Below are 18,816 nucleotides of genomic sequence, written 5' to 3' on the forward strand. Positions count from 1 at the left end.
GTTCGTGTCCGGTGTCCGGCCGAGGTGCCCGGCCGGGTGTTCCGCAGTAACTATCAAGTAAGACCGGCGGCCCCGGCGAAACTCATCGGTCGTGACACACCGGATCCAACTGGTTCGGCACGGGGGCCGAGTGAATGATCGTCAGCCCGGACACCGCGCGGGTCAGTGCCACGTACAGGCGGCGCAGGCCCGTGCGCTCGTCCGGTTCGCCGTCGACGACCGCCGCCGGTTCGTCCAGGACCACGTAGTCGTACTCCAGGCCCTTCGCGAGCGTCGCCGGGACCAGCGTCAGCCGGGACTCGGCCGTCGTCTCCTCGCCGGGGGAGAGGTACGCGAGCCCGGCGGCGGTCAGCGCCTCCGCCAGCGGGGCGATCCGCGCGTCGGCGGCGATCAGGCCGATCGAGCCCTCGTGCGCGAGGGACTCGACGCAGGCCGCGACCACGTCCGCGTCGAGCGCGTCCGCCTCCGTGCGGCGTACGGCGAGCGAGCCCGGGTTCTCACGTACCGACTCGACCGCCGCGAGCCCCGGCGACATGTGCGGAAGCAGCCGGGAGGCGTACGCGATCACCTCGCGCGGCACGCGGAAACCGGCGGTCAGCTCCTCCACCACGGCCTCCGGCTTCCCCAGGTGCCCGAGCGCTTCCGCCCAGCTCGCCGTCGCCCAGGGGGTGGTGCCCTGCGCCAGGTCGCCGAGGATCGTCGCCGAACCGGTCGTGCAGCGCCGGCCCACCGCCCGGTACTGCATCGGGGACAGGTCCTGCGCCTCGTCGAGGACCACGTGCCCGAGCGAGTGCGTCCGCTCCACCAGGTCCCGGGCCTCGTCGATGAGGACCGCGTCCGCCGCCGACCACTTCGCCGTCTTCACGCTCCGCGCGGGCTTCGCCCACAGCAGCAGCTTCTGCTCGTCCTCGGTGAGCAGCCCCTCGGCGTGCTCCGCGAGGAACTCCGCGTCGCCGAGCAGCCGCAGCACGAGCTTCTCGGGCTCCACCAGCGGCCAGCACTCCTTCACGACCGCCTTGACGGCCGTGTTCCGCGCGACCGTGTTCTGCACCCGGTCGTCGGGTGCCTCGCCCGCCTGCTCCATCCGGACCAGGACGGCGTGCGCGATGCGCTGCGGCAGCGCCTCGCGGGCCGCGCCGTACCGGATGTCACGGTCCATCAACTCCTTTACGATCTGCTCCAGTTCGTACGCGGGAACCCGCCAGCGGCGCGAGCCGCGCACCACCATCAGGGGCTCCTTCGGCAGCGCGATGTGGGAGCACACGGCCCGGCGCAGCACCTCCGCCATCCGGGCGTCGCCCTTGACGACCGCCGTCGCCGCCTCGTCCGTCCCCCGCACCTCGACCTGCCCGACGAGGTCGTCGACCGTCGCCTGCTTCACCTCCAGCTCGCCCAGGGCGGGGAGCACCTGCTCGATGTAGTGGAGGAAGGAACGGTTCGGTCCGACGACCAGGGTCCCGGTGCGGGCCAGCCGCTCCCGGTGCGCGTACAGCAGGTACGCGACGCGGTGCAGGCCCACGGCCGTCTTCCCGGTGCCGGGGCCGCCCTGCACGCACACGGTCCCGGACAGGCCGGACCGGACGATCCCGTCCTGCTCGGGCTGGATCGTGGCGACGATGTCCCGCATCGGTCCGACACGGGGCCGCTCGATCTCCGCCTGGAGCAGCCGGCTGGTGGTCTCCAGCTCGTCCGGGTCGGACAGGTGCTCGTCCTCGTACGCGGTGAGCTCGCCGCCCGTGTACCCGAAGCGGCGGCGGAGTCCGACGTCCTGCGGGTCCTTCTTCGACGCCTGGTAGTACGGCTGCGAGACCGGCGCGCGCCAGTCGATCACCATCGGGTCGCCGACGGCGTCGTGGACGTGCCGCCGGCCGATGTAGAACCGTTGCCCCTCCTGCGTGGTGTGGAGGTAGTCGAGCCGCCCGAAGAACAGCGGGGTGTGGGAGAGGTCGGCGAGCGCCTTGATGCGCTCCTCGATCTGGCGCCCGAGGACGACGGAGTTGACCCAGTTCGCCGTGACGTTCGTGATGTCGAGCGCCTCGACGTCCTCGCGCATCGCGCGCAGGGCGGCGCGGGACGAGGCCAGGTGGTCGCGCTCGCGCGCGAGCGGATCGGGAGCGGACACGGGCACGTCGGACACGGGGAAGCCTCCGGGCAGGTGGATACGCGGACACGTCGAGGTGGCCGCCGGTTTCCGACCGGACGGCGGCTCTCCACGGAGGGAGGCGGGGAAGCTGGCGAGTGTAACTCCGGCGGGGAGCGCGGGGCGAATGCTTTCCGGCCTTTCGTACCCGTAGGGGGCAAGGTCCGACGTGAGGGGGACTCGGGTTCCACCCCCAGGCCGATGTGTTCGGAATGTCCGGATTTCATCATGGAGGTATGACCGCGACGACCTTCACCCTCGTGACCACGATCCCCCGCCCCCGCGTCCGCCCGCTGAGCACGGCGTTCCGCGCGATCCGCGCCTTCGGCGGCGCGGCGGCCGGAGTCGTCCTCCTCGGCGACTACGGCCCGCCCGAGGCGGGGGTGAGGAACCCGCGCCCGCAGCACATCGGGAGCCCGCGCCGTGAGTACGCGCCCGGCCCCGACTGAGTACCGAAGCGCATAGTGGTCGTCCCGCCGCACCTGATGTGATCAGGACATGGAGACGACGGACACCACGGCCACGACGGACACCACGGCCACGACGGACACCACGGCCACGACGGACACCACGACCACCACGGACACCACCGGCCCGACCCCTCGCGCACTCCGCCTCACCGCCGCGGGCGGCCTGCTGCTCCTCCTGGCCTGCCTGGTGATCACCTTCGTGATCACCCTCGCCGACGCGATCGAAGGCGACGGCAGCGGCGGCGTCTTCATCAGCGCCGGTTTCTGGGCCCTGGCCGTCGGGGCCGCCGCCGGCGTGGCAGCCCTGATCGTGCCCCGCAGGGCCCTCGTCATCGCCCAGTACTGCCTGGCGGTCGGCGGCCCGTTCCTCGCCCTGATGGACTGAGCCGCCGCCCAACCGGGTTCACGGCGCCAGCAGCTCGTCCGCGTCCACGATCCGGTACGCGTACCCCTGCTCGGCCAGGAACCGCTGCCGGTGCGCCGCGAAGTCCTGGTCGATGGTGTCCCGGGCGACCACCGAGTAGAAGTGCGCCTGGTGCCCGTCCGCCTTCGGCCGCAGCACCCGGCCGAGGCGCTGCGCCTCCTCCTGCCGCGACCCGAACGTGCCCGACACCTGGATCGCGACGGTCGCCTCCGGCAGGTCGATGGAGAAGTTCGCGACCTTCGACACCACGAGCACGCTGATCTCGCCGGTACGGAACGCGTCGAAGAGCTTCTCCCGCTGCGCGTTCGACGTCTCGCCCTTGATGACGGGCGCGTCCAGGTGCTCGCCGAGCTCGTCGAGCTGGTCGATGTACTGCCCGATGACGAGGATCTGCTGCCCCTCGAACTTCTTCACCAGGGCCTCGGTGACCTTCCGCTTCGTCGCCGTCGTCGCGCAGAAGCGGTACTTCTCCTCGGCCTCCGCGGTCGCGTACGCGAGCCGCTCCGAGTCGGTGAGGTTGACCCGGACCTCGACGCAGTCGGCGGGCGCGATGTACCCCTGCGCCTCGATCTCCTTCCACGGCGCGTCGAACCGCTTGGGCCCGATCAGCGAGAACACGTCCGACTCGCGGCCGTCCTCGCGCACGAGCGTCGCGGTGAGACCGAGCCGCCGCCGGGCCTGCAGATCGGCGGTGAACTTGAAGACGGGCGCGGGCAGCAGGTGCACCTCGTCGTAGACGATGAGGCCCCAGTCGCGGGAGTCGAACAGCTCCAGGTGCGGGTAGACGCCCTTCCGCCTGGTCGTAAGAACCTGGTAGGTGGCGATGGTGACCGGCCGGATCTCCTTCTTCGTCCCGCTGTACTCGCCGATCTCGTCCTCGGTCAGCGAGGTCCGCTTCACCAGCTCGCTCTTCCACTGCCGGGCGGACACGGTGTTGGTGACGAGGATCAGCGTGGTCGCCTTGGCCTGCGCCATGGCCCCCGCCCCGACCAGCGTCTTCCCCGCACCACAGGGCAGGACGACCACACCGGAACCGCCGTGCCAGAACCCCTCCACGGCCTGCTTCTGGTACGGGCGCAGGGCCCACCCGTCCTCGGCGAGGTCGATCCGGTGCGCCTCGCCGTCCACGTACCCGGCGAGGTCCTCTGCCGGCCAGCCCAGCTTCAGCAGCGTCTGCTTGATCTGCCCGCGCTCGGAGGGGTGCACGGCGACGGTGTCGGCGTCGATCCGCTCCCCGACCAGCGGCTGCACCTTCCGCGACCGCAGGATCTCCTCCAGGACCGGCCGGTCGGTGCTGGTCAGGACGAGCCCGTGCGTGGGGTGCTTGGACAGCGTCAGCCGGCCGTACCGGGCCATGGTCTCGGCGATGTCGACGAGCAGCGCGTGCGGCACGGGGTAGCGCGAGTACTCGACGAGCGCGTCGACGACCTGCTCGGCGTCGTGGCCCGCGGCCCGCGCGTTCCAGAGCCCGAGCGGCGTCAGCCGGTACGTGTGGATGTGCTCCGGCGCCCGCTCCAGCTCCGCGAACGGGGCGATGGCCCGCCGGCAGGCATCGGCGAGCTCGTGATCGACCTCCAGGAGCAGGGTCTTGTCACTCTGGACGATGAGCGGTCCACTCACGTGATCAGGTCCTTCCGACACCCGGCCGTTCCCGTAACGACGGCCAATCCTCCAGTCTGCCTGATGCGCGGCGGTTGTCGGTGGGTGCTGCCACACTGAAGGCGTCGGTTTCCGCGCGAGGGAGGTGGCGAGAGATGAGTGTTGCTCACGATCCGCATTACGGGCCTTGGACGATAGAGGAGGTCCTGGCTCTGGGGGAGGACCGTGGTGAGCGTCGCGAATTGATGGGGGAAGCACTCTTGATGTCACCGGCTCCCGGAACCAAGCACCAGCGGGCGTCGCTTCGGCTGGCCTTCTTGCTCGATGCCGCCGTTCAGGCTGCCGGAGCTCCCGCCGAGGTCCTGGAGGCGGTCAACCTCATCCTGCCCGACGGGCTCTTCATTCCCGACATCGTCGTCGTCGAGGCCGCTGCCGCAGCCGAGAACCCGGTCACCTACGACGCGGACGCCGCACTGCTCGTCGTCGAGATCGTCTCCCCGTCATCCTCCGGCCGCCGCACCGACCGGCTCCTCAAGCCGCCGTACTACGCGGAGGCCGGAATCCAGCATCTGTGGCGGCTTGAGCTGGAGCCCACCCCGGCGCTGGTCGTCTCCGAGTTGCGGGACGGCCGCTACGTGGAGCGGCTCGTCGCCGAGGCCGGGCGCGAGACGGCGATCGAGGCGCCGTTCCCGCTGAAGCTCGACCCCGGCGCCCTGGTGAACCCGAGGCGCTAGGGTCCGTGCGGCGGACCAGCCCTAGGGCCTGTCCGGCGGATCATGGTCGGACAGGCCCTACACCTGCTCGTCCGCCAGTTCCGCGACGCCCGTGATGCGGTGCAGCGGGTACGTGCGGACCTCGTCCGCCGTGTGGTCGTAGCCCGTCACGAAGCCGCCCTCCACGCGGACCGGGGCGATGACCCGCTGGCTCGCCGCGCCCTCCGCGTTGACGTAGCCGATCCACACCGCCGAGCCCGTCATCGCCGCCGCCTGGACGGTGGCGAGCGTCTCCGCCGCGGACGTGCGCGGGAGGGCGCCCGCCGCCGCCGGGGCCGCCGCCGGTTCCTTCCGTACCGCGGTCGCCGCCCGGTCGCCCGCCCGGATCGCGCGTACCGCGGCGCCGAGCAGCGTCGTGTCGGGCGCGGGCGGCCCGTCCGGGACCGGAACCGGGGCCGTGCGCGCCGGCGTGCGGTACGCGTCGGTGCGGGTGATCAGGACGTCGCCCTCCGCCGACTCGGCGGCCGGCGCGTACCCCATCGACCGCAGCCCGTCGAGCAGCGACGCGGGGTCCGTCTGCGCCGCGAGGACCGTCGGCGCGATCCTCCGCAGCCCCAGCCCGGCCGACCGCCGGTCCGCGAGGATCTCGCCGAGGACGGCGTCGTCGTCGCAGCGCACGTACGCGGACGCCGCCCCGACCCGCAGATGGCCGTGGCGTCTCGCCACGTCGTCGATGAGGTACGCGAGCGGCTGCGGGACCGGCGTACGGGAGTGCGCCTTCAGGAATTCGTGCAGGTCAGAGGCGGTCCGCCCGGCGTCGAGCGCGCGCCGCACCGACCCCGGCGTGAACCGGTAGACGGTGGCGCCACCCTTCGACTCCACGTCCGCGAGCACGGCGAGCGCGTCGGCCAGCGGGCGCCGCAGCGGCCCCGGCGCGACCGCCGTCAGGTCCGCCTGGAGGAGGACGTGGTCCACGGCCTCGGGGAGCAGCGGCGCCAGCAGGGTCGCGGCCCTCCCGGCGGCGACCGCAGGCTCGACACCGCCGCCGTGGTCGGCCGGGCTCGCGGCCTCCGCGAGCGGCAGGTTGAGCAGCGCCCGCGCCGGGCCCGACAGGGCGCCCCGCCCCGTGAGCCCGAGGAGTTCCGCCTCGGCGAGCGTCCAGCGGGCCAGCCGGGACCGCAGGTCGGTCGCCCCACCGGGCCGCGAGTCGGGCCTCCCATCGGGTCTCCCGTCCGGCCGCCCGTCCGGTCTCCCGTCACCGGGCTTGTCCTCACCCGGCTTCCCGTCACCACCCTGTGCCGCCGCCGCCGCGCCCCGCAGCGGCCGCTCCCAGCGGAGCCGCGCGAACAGCGTCTCCGGGTCGGCGGCCGACCCCGGCGGCAGCGTCGCGAGCAGCGACAGGACCCGGTGCCGGACCTCCGGCGCCGGCGCCCGGTCCAGGTCGGGGCCGAGGGCGGCGAGCGTACGGCCCTTCGTGTCCTGACCGCCGACAAGACCCGGCGTACGGGTCGACGTCAGCCACGGGGCCACGAGCAGCGCCCAGCGTTCCGCGGGCGGCAGGTCCAGCCAGTGGTCGTAGGCGGGCGTCGGCGCGTACCGCTCGTCCGCCTCGCCGTCCGACGCGAGCAGCCCCGCCCCGTGACAGAGCTCCAGCCAGAACGCGGCCGTCTCCTCCGTGACGTCCAGCGCCGCCGCCGTCCGCTTCAGGTCCCGCACCGCGAGCCCGCCCGCGCGCAGCACCGGCGGGCCGCCCCGGTCCCACGACTTCAACAGCTCCTCGACCGTCGCGAGCGTCACGTGCGCCTGGCCGGCCGCCGCGCTGTCCACCACCTGTGGACGGTACTCGCGCAGCACCCCCAGCTCCGGCGGCAGCGGCTCCGGCGCCCGGTGTGCCCGTCCGCCCCGCAGATGCAGCGCCACCTCGCGCGGCAGCACCATCGTCCGCGCCGACACCGGAAGCAGCAGACCCCGGTCACGCAGCCAGCGCACCGGAGGCGCCGGATTCGCCGACACCTCCCCGTACGGCGGGCCCCACACCAGCCGGTCCAGGACCGCGAGCGCCTCAGGGGACGCTTCGTCGAGGAGCGCGCCCATCCGGTCCCGGTCCGTGAACAGGCCCGTAAGCGCCGCCACCGCCGACACCGGATCATGCGTCGCGGGCAGCCCCGCCGCCGCGATGATCTCCTGCACCCGGCCCGGCGACATCCCCGACGTGGCCTCCGCGACCGTCGGTCCAAGACCCGTCGGCGACGGATGCTGCGCCGAAGGCGCGAGCAGCTCCCGGGCCGTCCGCACCAGCTTCAGCCGCTCGTCCTCGCCCCACACGAGCGCCTGCTCGCGCAGCAGCGCCAACGCGCCCGGCAGCGCCGCCTCGATCGCCGGATCACCGTCGTCGCCGGTGAGCAGCGCCAGGAGTACGGGGTACGGGGCCGGGTCCGGGGCGACGGCCAGCGCTTCGGCCGTCTGGAGCGCGAACCGGTCGAGCCGCTCGATGGCCCGCACCACCGACCCCCGCGTACCGGCACGGGTCGCCAGCTGCGTCAGGTCGTTCGGTACGGGACTCAGCAGGTCCGGCCGGGCGCGCAGCAGCGCGGCGAGCCCCTCGTCGCCCCGCGCGCGCAGCGCCTCCGCGAGTGTGCGGGGCGCCGCGGCGGCGCCAGTTACCTCGGGCACGTGCGCCTCCCGGTCGAGCTCACCGATCCCCATCCGCACCACGTTAGCCGCTGCGCAGGCGCTAACGTCGGGCCGTACCGGGCGAACCGGCCGTGGAGGGGCACCGTGGGCATCGAGAGCGACCAGTTGGTCTACGACTATCTGAGCCGGGTCGGCGATCTGGCACAGCAGCGGCAACTGCCGGCGAGCGACCGGATGAAGCTGGTGTCGACACTCCGCAACGAGATCGACCGCCGCCGCGCTACGCACGGCGAGGAGAGCCCGTCGGCGGTACGCGGCATCCTCGGCGCCCTGGGCACGCCGGACGAGGTGGTGGAACGCGCGGACCCGGGCGCGTCGGGCCTGGTACCGGAGCCCCGCAAGGGCGAGGAGCCGGACACGGCCCCGTCCGACGACAGCCGTGTCACGGACTGGTGGCGTGCCGACGAGGCGGACGGCGTCCCGGGCTTCGTAGGAGGAGTGGAACGCCCGGACCTCTTCAGTCCGCCGCCCCCGGAGAAGGACGAGGAGGACGAGCAGCCGGAGCCCGCCCCCGGGAAGCGCCGCCGCCTGGCCCGGATCATCCGCCTACGCCGCAGGCCGGGGCCGGGGGCGGAGGCGGAGGCGACAGCGGAACCGGCGGCGGAACCGGAGACGGCACCGGCCCCCCGCCCCCGCCTCCGTCTGTCGAACCCCTTCGTCCTGCTCGCCGCGCTGCTGCTGCTCGGCGGGGCGGCCTTCAGCTCGCTGATCGCCCTGGCCGCGGGCTGGCTCCTGGCGTACGGTTCCCGCCGCCTGACCCCGGGTGAGGTCAAGGCGGCCGTCCTGGTGATCCCGGGCGCGGCCGCCGCGTCGGGAGCGGTCTGGCTGTGGGGCCGTGTGGAGGGCCGCTGGGGAGCGGAGGTGGCGGCGGGCGGCGAGGCGCTGGGAGCGGCGATCTCGGAGACGTGGCCGTGGGTCCTGCGAGGCGCGGCCATCGCCTCGGCCCTCTTCCTCCTGTGGCGATCCCGCAGAAACTGACCCTGCCCTCGCCCAGTCCCGTTGTGGGCGCCGTCCCGTGTGCCCACCCGTCCCGCCCAGCGGGACGACTGACTGCCCACACGGGTGGTGGGCGGCCCGCACGGCGGTGGGCCGGGCCCGCACAGGGGCGGGGCAGCCCGCACGCGGTGGCAGAGGGCCCCGGATCAGCCCCGCAGCGGCTTCGACAGGCTCGCGCCCGGCTCCCCGGCCTCCTCCGCGTCCGGGTGCCACGGTGCACCCGGTACCACCAGGGGGGAGCCCGTCACCGGGTCCGGGACCACGACCGATGTCAGGCCGAAGACGTCCCGTACGAGTTCCTCCGTCACGATCTCGCCCGGCGGGCCCTCCGCGACCACCCGGCCCGCCTTCATGGCGACCAGGTGGTCGGCGTACCGCGCGGCCTGGTTCAGGTCGTGGAGGACGAGGACGACCGTGCGGCCGCGCAGCCGGTTCAGGCGGCGGACCAGGTCGAGGACCTCCACCTGGTGGGAGATGTCCAGGTAGGTGGTGGGCTCGTCGAGGAGCAGCAGGTCGGTCTCCTGCGCGAGCGCCATCGCGATCCACACCCGCTGCCGCTGCCCGCCGGAGAGCGCGTCGACGGACCGGTCGGCGAGCGCGGCGACGTCCGTCCGTTCCATGGCGTCGGAGACGGCCCGCTCGTCCTCCTCGGACCACTGCTTCCACCAGGCCTGGTGCGGCTGTCGGCCGCGCGAGACCAGGTCGGCGACGGTGATCGCCTCGGGCGCCACCGGCGTCTGCGGAAGGAGCCCGATGGAGCGGGCGATCCGCTTCGTGGGGAGCTTCGCGAGTTCCTCGCCGTCGAGGAGGACCGCGCCGCCGGCCGGCTTGAGGAGCCGCCCGAGCGCCCGCAGCGTCGTGGACTTGCCGCACGCGTTGGGGCCGACGATCACCGTCACCTTGCCGTCGGGGATCGCGAGGTCGAGTTCGTGGACGACGGTGCGGTCCTCGTAGGCGAGCGTCAGCTCGCGCGCGGTCAGCCTGCTCGTCATGCCTTGCCTTCCGTACGGCTCCGGACGATGAGCCAGATCAGATACGGGGCGCCGACCGCCGCCGTGAGGACTCCCACCGGCAGTTCGACGGGGGAGAGGAGCCGCCTGCCGAGCAGGTCGGCGAGGACGACGACCGCGGCGCCGGTCAGGGCCGAGCAGAGCAGCGGGATCTGCGCGGTCCTGGTCATGCGGCGGGCGATCTGCGGGGCGAGGAGCGCCACGAAGTCGACGGGCCCCGCGACGCCGGTCGCGACGGACGCGAGGACGACGCCGACGGCGACGAGCCCGAGCCGGACGCCGCCGAGGCGTACGCCGAGCGCGGTCGCCGTGTCGTCGTCGAGGGACACGGTCCGCTGGGCGCGGGCCGCCCACAGCACGGCGGGCAGCATGAGGAGCAGCGTCCAGCGGATGGGCGCCGACTCGTCCCAGCCGCGCCCGTTGAGGGAGCCGGTCATCCAGATCTGGGCCTGCTGGGCGACGAGGTAGTCGCCCTTGGTCATGAAGAGGGTGGTGAGGGACCGCAGGGCGATGGCGAAGCCGATGCCGATGAGGACGAACCGGGTGGCGTGCAGTCCGCCGCGCCAGGCGAAGGCGTACACGAGCGCGGCGGCGAGGACGCCGCCGGCGATCGAGAGGTACGGCAGGACGGTGTACGAGGTGAGGCCGAAGCTCATCGCGGCGACGGTGACGGCTCCGGCGCCCTGGCTGATGCCGATGATGTCGGGGCTGGCGAGCGGGTTGCGGGCGACGGTCTGGATGAGCGCGCCCGCGATCCCGAAGGCGGCGCCGACCGCGAGGGCGACGACGAGCCGGGGCTCGCGGAGTTCCTCGACGACGAACGTCGAGGGCGACGGCTGCCCGAGCAGGATCCGTACGACCTCGCCGGGGCCGACGAACCGTTCGCCGACGCAGAGGTACGCGACGGAGGCCGCGGCGAGCAGGAGCAGCAGGCCGACGGCGACGAGGGCGGAGCGCCGGTGGAGCAGGAAGGAGGCGCTTCCGGCGCGCAGGGTCCCGTACCCGGCGGGCCTCAGGCGCACGGTGGTGGTCCCGGTGGTCCCGGTGGTCGTGGTGGTCACGCGGGCACCGCCTTCCGGCGTACGAGCGTGACGAGGAACGGAACGCCGATCAGCGCGGTCATCACTCCGGCCGGCACCTCGCCCGGCGGGAACACGATCCGCCCGGCGACGTCGGCGACGAGCAGCATCACCGGGCCGATGACGGCGGCCATCGGCAGCACCCAGCGGTGGTCGGAGCCGACGATCGCCCGCGCGATGTGGGGGACGGCGAGGCCGACGAAGGCGACCGGCCCCGCGGCGGCGACGGCCGCCCCGGTGAGGACGGTCGCACCGACCCCGCCGACGATCCGTACGGTCGCGACGCGCTGACCGAGCCCCTTGGCGACGTCCTCGCCGAGCGCGAGCGCGTCGAGTCCGCGGGCCACGGAGACGACGAGGACCGCGCCGAGCAGCAGGAAGGGCCAGAGCTGGCCGACGATCTCGGTGTCGCGGCCGTCGAGCGAGCCGATCTGCCAGAACCGGAACTCGTCGAGGGCGGAGGCCCTGGTCGTGAGGATGCCGGTGGTGACGGAGAGCAGCAGCGCGTTGATCGCGGCGCCGCCGAGCGCCAGCTTCACGGGGGTGGCGCCGCCGCGTCCGCCGGAGGCGACGGCGTGGACGGCGACCGCGGCGAGCGCGGCTCCGGCGAAGGCGAACCACACGTATCCGGTGAGGCTGTGCACCCCGAAGAAGGCGATGGCGAGGACGACGCCGACGGAGGATCCCTGGCTGATGCCGAGGATGCCGGGGTCGGCGATCGGGTTGCGGGTGATGCCCTGGAGGGCGGTGCCCGCGAGCGCGAGGGCGGCGCCGACCATCAGCCCGATGAGGGTGCGGGGGACGCGCAGCTGCCGTACGACCTCGGCGTCGGGGCTCGTACCGCCGTGCAGCAGGGCGTCGAACACCGTGGACGGGGCGATGGCGCGGGCGCCGACGGCGAGGCTGAGGAGGACGGCGAGGAGCAGGGCGACGACAGCCGCCGAGGTCGCGAGGACCCGTCTGGTACGGAAAGCGGCTGGCATCAGGACCCATCGGGTGGTGCGTCGGGGGGTACGGGGTTCGGTAAGGCTTGGCTCAGTGTAAGCAGCACCGAGATTCGAACAGCTGACCCGGAGGTCCCCCAGAATGAGTGCATGACGACCACGCCCGCCACGCCCGCCGCCGCCGCACCCGAGCCCGCCGCCGCACCCGCCCCCACGCCCCCGCCCGCCCCCGGCTCCCCGCTCACCGTCGGCTTCGACCTCGACCTGACGCTGATCGACACCCGCCCCGGCATCAAGGCGGCCTGGGAGGCCTTCGCCGCCGAGACCGGCGCCGAGATCGACGCGGACCTCGTCGTCACCCGCCTCGGCCCGCCCCTCGAACACGAGATGGCGTACTGGTTCCCCGAGGAGCACGTCACGGAGATGGTGGCCCGCTACCGGGCGCTCTACCCGACGTACGCGATCGAGCCCTCGCACCCGATGCCGGGCGCCCGCGACGCGATCGACGCGGTACGCGAGGCCGGCGGGCGCACCATCGTCGTCACCGCGAAGAACGGCCCGCACGCCGAGCTGCACCTCGCGCACCTCGGCATCACCCCGGACGCGGTCGCGGGCGGCCTGTGGGCCGAGGGCAAGGCGGAGGCCCTGCGCGCCCACGGCGCCCGGGTGTACGTCGGGGACCACGTCGGCGACGTCCGCGGCGCCATGACGGCGGGCGCCCTGTCGGTGGCCGTGGCGACCGGCCCCTGCGCGCCCGAGGAGCTGAAGGAGGCCGGCGCGGACGTGGTCCTGCCGGACCTGACGGACTTCCGTGCCTGGTGGGAGGGCTACCTGGCCTGAACCGGTGCGGCGGCCCCGGCCTTGGCCTGCCGCCGCTGGGCGGCGATGGCCCGCAGCACACCGGCGCCGGCGACGAGGAATCCGACGCCCATCAGCATGGAGACGGTGTACGCGACGGTGGGGAACGGGTCGGTGCCGAGGAACAGCGGAGCCACGGTGACCAGCGTCGCCACCGCGCCGACGGCGAAGAGGACGACACCGGCCTTGACGAGGCCGTCACCCGGAGCGCTGTCGTTCGCCGGTGCGGCGGGGGTTTCACTACGCATCCCGCCAGGGTAGTTCCCAGGCCACAGGAACACACCGGCACCGTCTTGTCACCGGCCTCCGGGCCATTAGCCTTGGTGCCGGCGGGTCGGTGGACCCGCTGTTCGCCATACCCGACGACGAGTACGAGGACGAGGACAGACGTGCCTACCGGCAAGGTCAAATGGTTCAACCCCGAGAAGGGCTTCGGCTTTCTCTCCCGTGACGACGGCGGCGACGTCTTCGTCCACTCGTCGGTGCTCCCTGCCGGAGTCGACGCACTGAAGCCGGGGCAGCGGGTCGAGTTCGGGGTCGTCGCCGGTCAGCGAGGCGACCAGGCGCTCACCGTCACGATCCTCGACCCGACCCCGTCCGTCGCCGCGGCCCAGCGCCGCAAGCCCGACGAACTGGCTTCCATCGTGCAGGACCTGACGACGCTCCTGGAGAACATCACGCCGGCTCTCGAACGGGGCCGCTACCCGGAGAAGACCCAGGGCAAGAAGATCGCCGGCCTGCTCCGCGCGGTCGCCGACCAGCTCGACGTGTAGTCGGGTCGACGTGTAGTCCGGAAAGTTCAGGGGAACGACAGCGCGTCCGGGCCGAGGGGCGGTACGAGCCCCTCGGCCGCGGCGCGCGTGAGCAGCCCGCGGACCGCCGCATAGCCGTGCTCGCCGAGGTCGGCCGTGAACTCGTTGACGTAGAGGCCGATGTGCTGGTCGGCCACCTTCGGGTCCATCTCCTGCGCGTGCTCCAGGACGTACGGGCGGGAGGCAGCCGGGTCGTCCCAGGCCATCCGCACCGAGGCGCGGGCGGCCTCGGCGAGCCGCTCAAGCGTCTCGGCGCCCAGGGAGCGGCGGGCGACGATCGCGCCGAGCGGGATCGGCAGCCCGGTCGTGGACTCCCAGTGCTCGCCCATGTCGGCGAGGCAGTGCAGCCCGTACTCCAGGTACGTGAAGCGGGCCTCGTGGATGACGAGCCCCGCGTCGACCTTCCCGTCGCGTACGGCGGGCATGATCTCGTGGAACGGCATCACGACGACGTTCCCGACCCCGCCCGGCACGCTCTCGGCCGCCCACAGCCGGAACAGCAGGTACGCGGTGGACCGCTCGCTCGGCACCGCGACCGTCTTCCCCGCAAGATCGGCCCCGGTGCCGTCCTCGCGCGTGAGGACCAGCGGCCCGCAGCCGCGGCCCAGGGCGCCGCCGCAGGGCAGCAGCGCGTACTCGTCGAGGATCCACGGCAGCACGGCGTACGACACCTTGAGGACGTCGTGGTCGTCGTCACCGCCCTCCGCCCAGCCGTTGGTGACGTCGATGTCGGCGAAGGTCACGTCGAGCCGGGGCGCGCCGGGGACGCGGCCGTGGGCCCAGGCGTCGAAGACGAAGGTGTCGTTCGGGCAGGGCGAGTAGGCGATCTTCAGCTTGGTCACGACGGCTCCAGGTCCGCGAAGACGGTCTTGCAGAGCAGCGCGAAGGCCTGCCCGAGAGATTCCAGGGCCTCGCCGATGCGCCAGGCGGCACGGTCGCGGGGGCCGACGGCGTTCGACACGGCACGGATCTCGACGACGGGGATGCCGTACGCGGCGGCGGCCTCGGCGACGCCGAAGCCCTCCATCGCCTCGGCGGCGGCTCCGGGATGGCGTGCCGCGAGCTCGGCGGCGCGTGCGGCGGTGCCGGTGACGGTCGAGACGGTGAGGACGGGCCCGACGGTGTGCGCCCGGCCCCCGGCGGCGAGGGCGGCGGCGATACGGCCGGTCAGGGCCTCCGGCACGTGGTGCGCGGACCGGCCGAAGCCGAGTTCCTCGACGGTGAGGTAGCCGTCGGCGGTCTGGGCGCCGAGGTCGGCGGCGACGACGGACGCCGAGACGACGACGGACCCGAGCGGCGCGAGGGGGACGAATCCGCCGGCGATCCCGGCGGAGACGATCAGGTCGTAGGGGGTGCCCGCGCCGGGCTCTGTCAGCGAGGCGTACGCGAGTGCCGTCCCCGTCGCGGCGGCGACGGCCGCGGGACCGACCCCGCCGACGAGCACGTCGACGCGACCGGCCGGCGCTGCCCCGTCCGGGTGGCGGCGCAGCACGAAGCCGCCCGGCAGCGGGACGAGCTCCTGGCCGCCGAGGCCGAGGCCGGTGGAGACGGAGTCCGCCTCCGCCGCCACGGCCGTCACGATCAGGATCCGGTGGAGCACCGGAGGATCAGGATTCCTTCTTCAGCTGGAAGTGCCAGACACCGGTCAGCTTCTTGCCGGTGTTCTCGACGATGGTCACCTGGGTCTTGTCGGTGGCCTCGCCGCTCTGGCTGGAGAAGAAGGCGCTGGCCGGAATGGTCCGGTACGTCTTCTTGTACGGCTCGGGCTCGGCCTGCTGGCCGCCGAGGAAGATCGTCCAGCCGTTGTCCGCGATCTCGGGGTCGACCCCGAAGCGGACCTTGTCGTCCATCGCGACGGTGATGGTCTTTTCGGCCTTCTTGTTGAGGCACTGCTGGATCTGCGACTCCTTGATGGCGGCGCCGTCGTTGTAGCAGGCGGCCTCGGAGTGGATCGAGTCGGTCCCGACCGTCACGGTCGCGAGCGGAGTCGGCTTGTCGCAGGCGGAGAGAACGAGGAGCCCGGCGGAGACGGCCCCGAGGGCGACGGCGGCCCGGCGGCCCGAGCCGGAGAAGAACGCAACGGTCATGAGCCGAAGGCTATCGGGCCGCCGCGCCCGCGCCACGCCGGGGTACGGCGTGCCGCCTTCCGGTACGGATCCCGTACCCGATCGCGTACGGGGAAGGCCGCTGTGCCGACTAGGCCACCGGGGTCTTCGGGCGGCCCTTCGAGCCGGGCCTGCGCCGGGCCTCCGCGAGGAGGCCGCGGACCGCGAGGAGCGCGCCCACGGCCAGGAACCCGGCCGCCACGGCCATCCCGAGGGTCCCGTTCAGCGGCAGGGCGATGCCGATCGCGCCGCCCACCACCCACGCCATCTGCAGGGCCGTCTCGGAGCGCGCGAACGCAGAGGTCCGCACCACCTCCGGCACGTCCCGCTGGATCAGCGCGTCGAGGGACAGCTTCGACAGGGCCTGCGTGAGGCCCGCGACCGCGCCCAGGACGGCCACCATCACCCCGCCGAAGAACACCGCCGCGCAGATCGCCGTACCGCAGACCACGCTGATCATGGTGGCGATGATCACCTCGGGGCCGTGGCCCCGCTCCTTGAGCAGGGAGCCGACGGCCGTACCGCACGCGTTGCCCACGCCCGCCGCCACGCCCACGATCCCCAGCGACACGGCGGCGCTCTGCCCCGACAGCGGGTGCTCGCGCAGCAGGAACGCCAGGAAGAAGATCAGGAAGCCCGACAGCATGCGCTGGGCGGCGTTCGCCTGGAGCCCGTGCAGCACCGAGGGGCCGACCGTCCGCAGACTCGGCTTCTTCTCGCCGTGCGTCAGCAGGTGCGCCCGCCGCTCGCCCTTCGCCGAGTCCACCTTGGGCGGCATCCGCAGCGCCCAGAACGCCCCGAGCAGGAACAGCGCGCACGCCCCGTACAAGGGATACGGAGGCCCGATCATCTGCAGCCCCGCCCCGATGGGCGCGGCGATCCCGGTCGCGAGCAGCCCGGCCAGGGTCACCCGGGAGTTCGCCTTCACGAGCGAGAACCCCGGTGGCAGGAGCCGCGGCACGACCGCGCTGCGCACCACCCCGTACGCCTTCGAGGCCACCAGGACCCCGAGCGCCGCCGGATACAGCTCGATGCCGCCGGTGGCGACCGCCGCCGACATCATGATCGCGAGGACCGCCCGGGTCAGCATCGCGCCGGCCATCGCCGCCCGCCGCCCGTGCGGGACGCGGTCCAGGAGCGGACCGATCACCGGGGCGAGGAGGGTGAAGGGGAGCATCGTGATCGCGAGGTAGAGGGCGACGCGGCCGCGGGCCTCGTCGGTCGGTACGGAGAAGAAGACGGTGGACGCGAGGGCGACGGTGATCATGACGTCCCCGGCGCCGTTCACGGCGTGCAGCTCGATCAGCTTGCCGAGCCCCGACTCGCCCGCGCCGTGCGCGTGGGTGGCCTTCCTGATGCCCTTGGCCGTCCCCGTGAAGGGAAGGTGCAGGGCGCGGCCGAGCGACCGGCCCGCTCGGCGGAGCGGTCCGGCATGATCTTCGGATCGTGCGGGAGACCGTGCGGCTGCCACTCCGTCATAGTGCCCCACCGGCACGCCCGACGAACCGTGGCGCGGCGGGGAAGGGCCCTTCGGCCCGCCTCAGGAGCCCCACCCGAGCCACCCCGACGGCCCTCGGGCCGGACGTGAAGCGCTCTCCCCACCAGCACCGGAAGCACCTCCAAGCCGTCCTGCGACCGCCCTCCGACTCTTGTCCAGCCGTTCTTCAGCGGTCCTCAAGCCGCCCTCCAGATGACCTCCGGCCGGTCTCCGAACGCCCTCCGACCCCCCTCCGGCCGTCCGCGATCCGGGCCACTTGGGGCGGGCAGGTGGGCTGACGCCCGCGAACGGGGTAGCGTGCGTAGCGCGTCACCGGCGGAAGCTCTCGGCCGCGCGCCTCTTCGGCATCCCGCAGAATGGATGACGATAGGTGTGCCCGAGACATGCGAGACAAGTCGGGTGCGCGGACGTCGATGCGGCCCTCAGGTCCGCTCCGCCCGCCATCCGCGGCTTCGCTCCCGCCCCTCGGCCGGCGCACCCGTGAGACGGCGTAGGAGAGAAGCGATACCTGTGAGTGCTGCGACGACGCGAAGCGGTAGCCCGCGTACCCCGCGAGCCACGCGTACCCCCGACCGCCTGTGCGCCGAGGCCGTGGACCTCGCGCGGGAGGCCGCCGAGGAGGCGGCCGCCCCCGGCGTCGTCGGCGCACACGTCGAGGTGGTCGCGGAGGGTGACCGCGTCGTCACCCACTACTTCGAGTCGAAGGAACCCGGCTACCGGGGCTGGCGCTGGGCGGTCACCGTCACCCGCGCCTCCCGCGCCAAGAACGTCACACTTGACGAAACCGTCCTGCTGCCCGGCTCCGACGCCCTCCTCGCCCCCGAGTGGGTGCCGTGGAGCGAGCGGCTCCGGCCCGGCGACATGGGCCCCGGCGACCTCCTCCCCACCGAGCAGGACGACCTGCGCCTGGAGCCCGGCTACACGGGCGAGGACGCGCCGCCGCCGAACTCCGTGCTGTCGGAGGAGCTGGAGGAGCACCTCGACACCGAGGACGCCGAGATCGTCACCCGTACCCCCGCTCGGGGCACGGTCGCCGCGGTCGCCGAGGAGCTCGGCATGCGCCGGGCCCGGGTCCTGTCCCGGTACGGCCTGCACGTGGCGGCCGACCGATGGGACGAGGCCTTCGGCGCCGCTACGCCGATGGCGCAGGCGGCCCCCGCCTCCTGCGAGTCCTGCGCCTTCCTGGTGCCGCTCGCCGGCTCCCTGAAGCAGGCGTTCGGCGTCTGCGCCAACGAGTTCTCCCCGGCCGACGGCCGCGTCGTCTCCCTCGCGTACGGCTGCGGCGGCCACTCGGAGGCCGCGATCATGCCGAAGCCGCCGCGTCCCGCGCCGCCGGTCTTCGACTCGACGGCCGTGGACGCCTTCCCGCTCCGTCCGGCCAAGGACTCCGGCTCGACGACGGAACCGGACGACTCCTTCGAGGACCTGGGCCACTCGTAGGCCCTGAATCGCGGCCCGCCCCGACGCTCACCGG

18 protein-coding genes are annotated in these 18,816 nt (G+C 73.4%); 7 read left to right on the forward strand and 11 right to left on the reverse strand.

The window, feature by feature from the left end; translation table 11 throughout:
• Positions 1-82 precede the first annotated feature (82 nt).
• Entirely contained in the window at positions 83-2,128 is a 2,046-nt protein-coding gene (locus ACIA8N_RS24345; protein WP_365782672.1) for a UvrD-helicase domain-containing protein, read from the reverse strand.
• A 248-nt stretch (positions 2,129-2,376) separates the two neighbouring features.
• Here ACIA8N_RS24345 and ACIA8N_RS24350 point away from each other — a divergent pair, with 248 nt between their 5' ends.
• Positions 2,377-2,589 carry a hypothetical protein gene (locus ACIA8N_RS24350; RefSeq protein WP_365782629.1) on the forward strand — a complete coding sequence of 71 codons (213 nt, stop codon included), beginning with the start codon at positions 2,377-2,379 and terminating at the stop codon, positions 2,587-2,589.
• Positions 2,590-2,638: 49 nt separating this feature from the next.
• On the forward strand, positions 2,639-2,995 hold the full coding sequence (locus ACIA8N_RS24355) for a hypothetical protein (protein ID WP_365782631.1): 357 nt from the start codon (positions 2,639-2,641) through the stop codon (positions 2,993-2,995).
• An 18-nt stretch (positions 2,996-3,013) separates the two neighbouring features.
• On the opposite strand, the gene ACIA8N_RS24360 is transcribed toward ACIA8N_RS24355, so the two are convergent.
• Positions 3,014-4,654: a DNA repair helicase XPB gene (locus ACIA8N_RS24360; RefSeq protein WP_365782633.1), complete on the reverse strand. Its 1,641-nt coding sequence runs from the start codon at positions 4,652-4,654 to the stop codon at positions 3,014-3,016.
• Between the two features lie 134 nt (positions 4,655-4,788).
• Here ACIA8N_RS24360 and ACIA8N_RS24365 point away from each other — a divergent pair, with 134 nt between their 5' ends.
• Entirely contained in the window at positions 4,789-5,367 is a 579-nt protein-coding gene (locus ACIA8N_RS24365) for a Uma2 family endonuclease (protein ID WP_365782635.1), read from the forward strand.
• A 57-nt stretch (positions 5,368-5,424) separates the two neighbouring features.
• Here the strand turns inward: ACIA8N_RS24365 and ACIA8N_RS24370 are convergent, their stop codons facing one another.
• On the reverse strand, positions 5,425-8,052 hold the full coding sequence (locus ACIA8N_RS24370) for a helicase C-terminal domain-containing protein (protein ID WP_365782637.1): 2,628 nt from the start codon (positions 8,050-8,052) through the stop codon (positions 5,425-5,427).
• Positions 8,053-8,124: 72 nt separating this feature from the next.
• Between ACIA8N_RS24370 and ACIA8N_RS24375 the strand changes: the two genes are divergently transcribed.
• Entirely contained in the window at positions 8,125-9,018 is an 894-nt protein-coding gene (locus ACIA8N_RS24375) for a hypothetical protein (RefSeq protein ID WP_365782639.1), read from the forward strand.
• A 164-nt stretch (positions 9,019-9,182) separates the two neighbouring features.
• Here the strand turns inward: ACIA8N_RS24375 and ACIA8N_RS24380 are convergent, their stop codons facing one another.
• Genes ACIA8N_RS24380 through ACIA8N_RS24390 form a run of 3 tightly spaced genes read right to left on the reverse strand, consistent with a single transcriptional unit; the run spans position 9,183 to position 12,108 of the window.
• Positions 9,183-10,028, reverse strand: coding sequence for an ABC transporter ATP-binding protein (locus tag ACIA8N_RS24380; RefSeq protein ID WP_365782641.1), 846 nt, complete (start codon positions 10,026-10,028; stop codon positions 9,183-9,185).
• Positions 10,025-11,107, reverse strand: coding sequence for an iron chelate uptake ABC transporter family permease subunit (locus ACIA8N_RS24385; RefSeq protein WP_365782643.1), 1,083 nt, complete (start codon positions 11,105-11,107; stop codon positions 10,025-10,027). The genes ACIA8N_RS24380 and ACIA8N_RS24385 overlap by 4 nt, the downstream gene beginning before the upstream one ends.
• A complete protein-coding gene (locus tag ACIA8N_RS24390) occupies positions 11,104-12,108 on the reverse strand; it encodes an iron chelate uptake ABC transporter family permease subunit (RefSeq protein WP_365782645.1) in 1,005 nt (334 codons plus the stop codon). The genes ACIA8N_RS24385 and ACIA8N_RS24390 overlap by 4 nt, the downstream gene beginning before the upstream one ends.
• Positions 12,109-12,219: 111 nt before the next feature.
• Between ACIA8N_RS24390 and ACIA8N_RS24395 the strand changes: the two genes are divergently transcribed.
• On the forward strand, positions 12,220-12,909 hold the full coding sequence (locus ACIA8N_RS24395) for an HAD family hydrolase (protein WP_365782647.1): 690 nt from the start codon (positions 12,220-12,222) through the stop codon (positions 12,907-12,909).
• Here ACIA8N_RS24395 and ACIA8N_RS24400 read toward each other — a convergent pair.
• Positions 12,897-13,175: a membrane protein gene (locus tag ACIA8N_RS24400; RefSeq protein ID WP_030550119.1), complete on the reverse strand. Its 279-nt coding sequence runs from the start codon at positions 13,173-13,175 to the stop codon at positions 12,897-12,899. The two genes, ACIA8N_RS24395 and ACIA8N_RS24400, sit on opposite strands and share 13 nt — an antisense overlap.
• A gap of 141 nt (positions 13,176-13,316) precedes the next feature.
• Between ACIA8N_RS24400 and ACIA8N_RS24405 the strand changes: the two genes are divergently transcribed.
• Positions 13,317-13,700 (forward strand): cold-shock protein, encoded by a 384-nt coding sequence (locus ACIA8N_RS24405; RefSeq protein WP_030550118.1) that lies wholly within the window; start codon positions 13,317-13,319, stop codon positions 13,698-13,700.
• A gap of 26 nt (positions 13,701-13,726) precedes the next feature.
• On the opposite strand, the gene ACIA8N_RS24410 is transcribed toward ACIA8N_RS24405, so the two are convergent.
• From ACIA8N_RS24410 to ACIA8N_RS24425, 4 genes are all read right to left on the reverse strand, one after another.
• Positions 13,727-14,581: a 1,4-dihydroxy-6-naphthoate synthase gene (locus ACIA8N_RS24410; protein WP_365782650.1), complete on the reverse strand. Its 855-nt coding sequence runs from the start codon at positions 14,579-14,581 to the stop codon at positions 13,727-13,729.
• Positions 14,578-15,339, reverse strand: a complete 762-nt coding sequence (locus tag ACIA8N_RS24415; protein WP_365782652.1) for a futalosine hydrolase — start codon at positions 15,337-15,339, stop codon at positions 14,578-14,580. Before ACIA8N_RS24415 ends, ACIA8N_RS24410 begins: the two co-directional genes overlap by 4 nt.
• A gap of 7 nt (positions 15,340-15,346) precedes the next feature.
• Positions 15,347-15,826 carry a DUF2771 domain-containing protein gene (locus tag ACIA8N_RS24420; RefSeq protein ID WP_365782654.1) on the reverse strand — a complete coding sequence of 160 codons (480 nt, stop codon included), beginning with the start codon at positions 15,824-15,826 and terminating at the stop codon, positions 15,347-15,349.
• A 109-nt stretch (positions 15,827-15,935) separates the two neighbouring features.
• Complete coding sequence (locus tag ACIA8N_RS24425; RefSeq protein ID WP_365782656.1) at positions 15,936-17,315, reverse strand: MFS transporter; 1,380 nt, start codon at positions 17,313-17,315, stop codon at positions 15,936-15,938.
• 537 nt (positions 17,316-17,852) lie between these two features.
• Here ACIA8N_RS24425 and ACIA8N_RS24430 point away from each other — a divergent pair.
• Complete coding sequence (locus ACIA8N_RS24430) at positions 17,853-18,782, forward strand: DUF3027 domain-containing protein (protein WP_359211658.1); 930 nt, start codon at positions 17,853-17,855, stop codon at positions 18,780-18,782.
• The last annotated feature ends 34 nt before the right edge of the window (positions 18,783-18,816 follow it).

Source organism: Streptomyces sp. NPDC051822, from assembly GCF_044452745.1.
Lineage (GTDB): Bacteria > Actinomycetota > Actinomycetes > Streptomycetales > Streptomycetaceae > Streptomyces.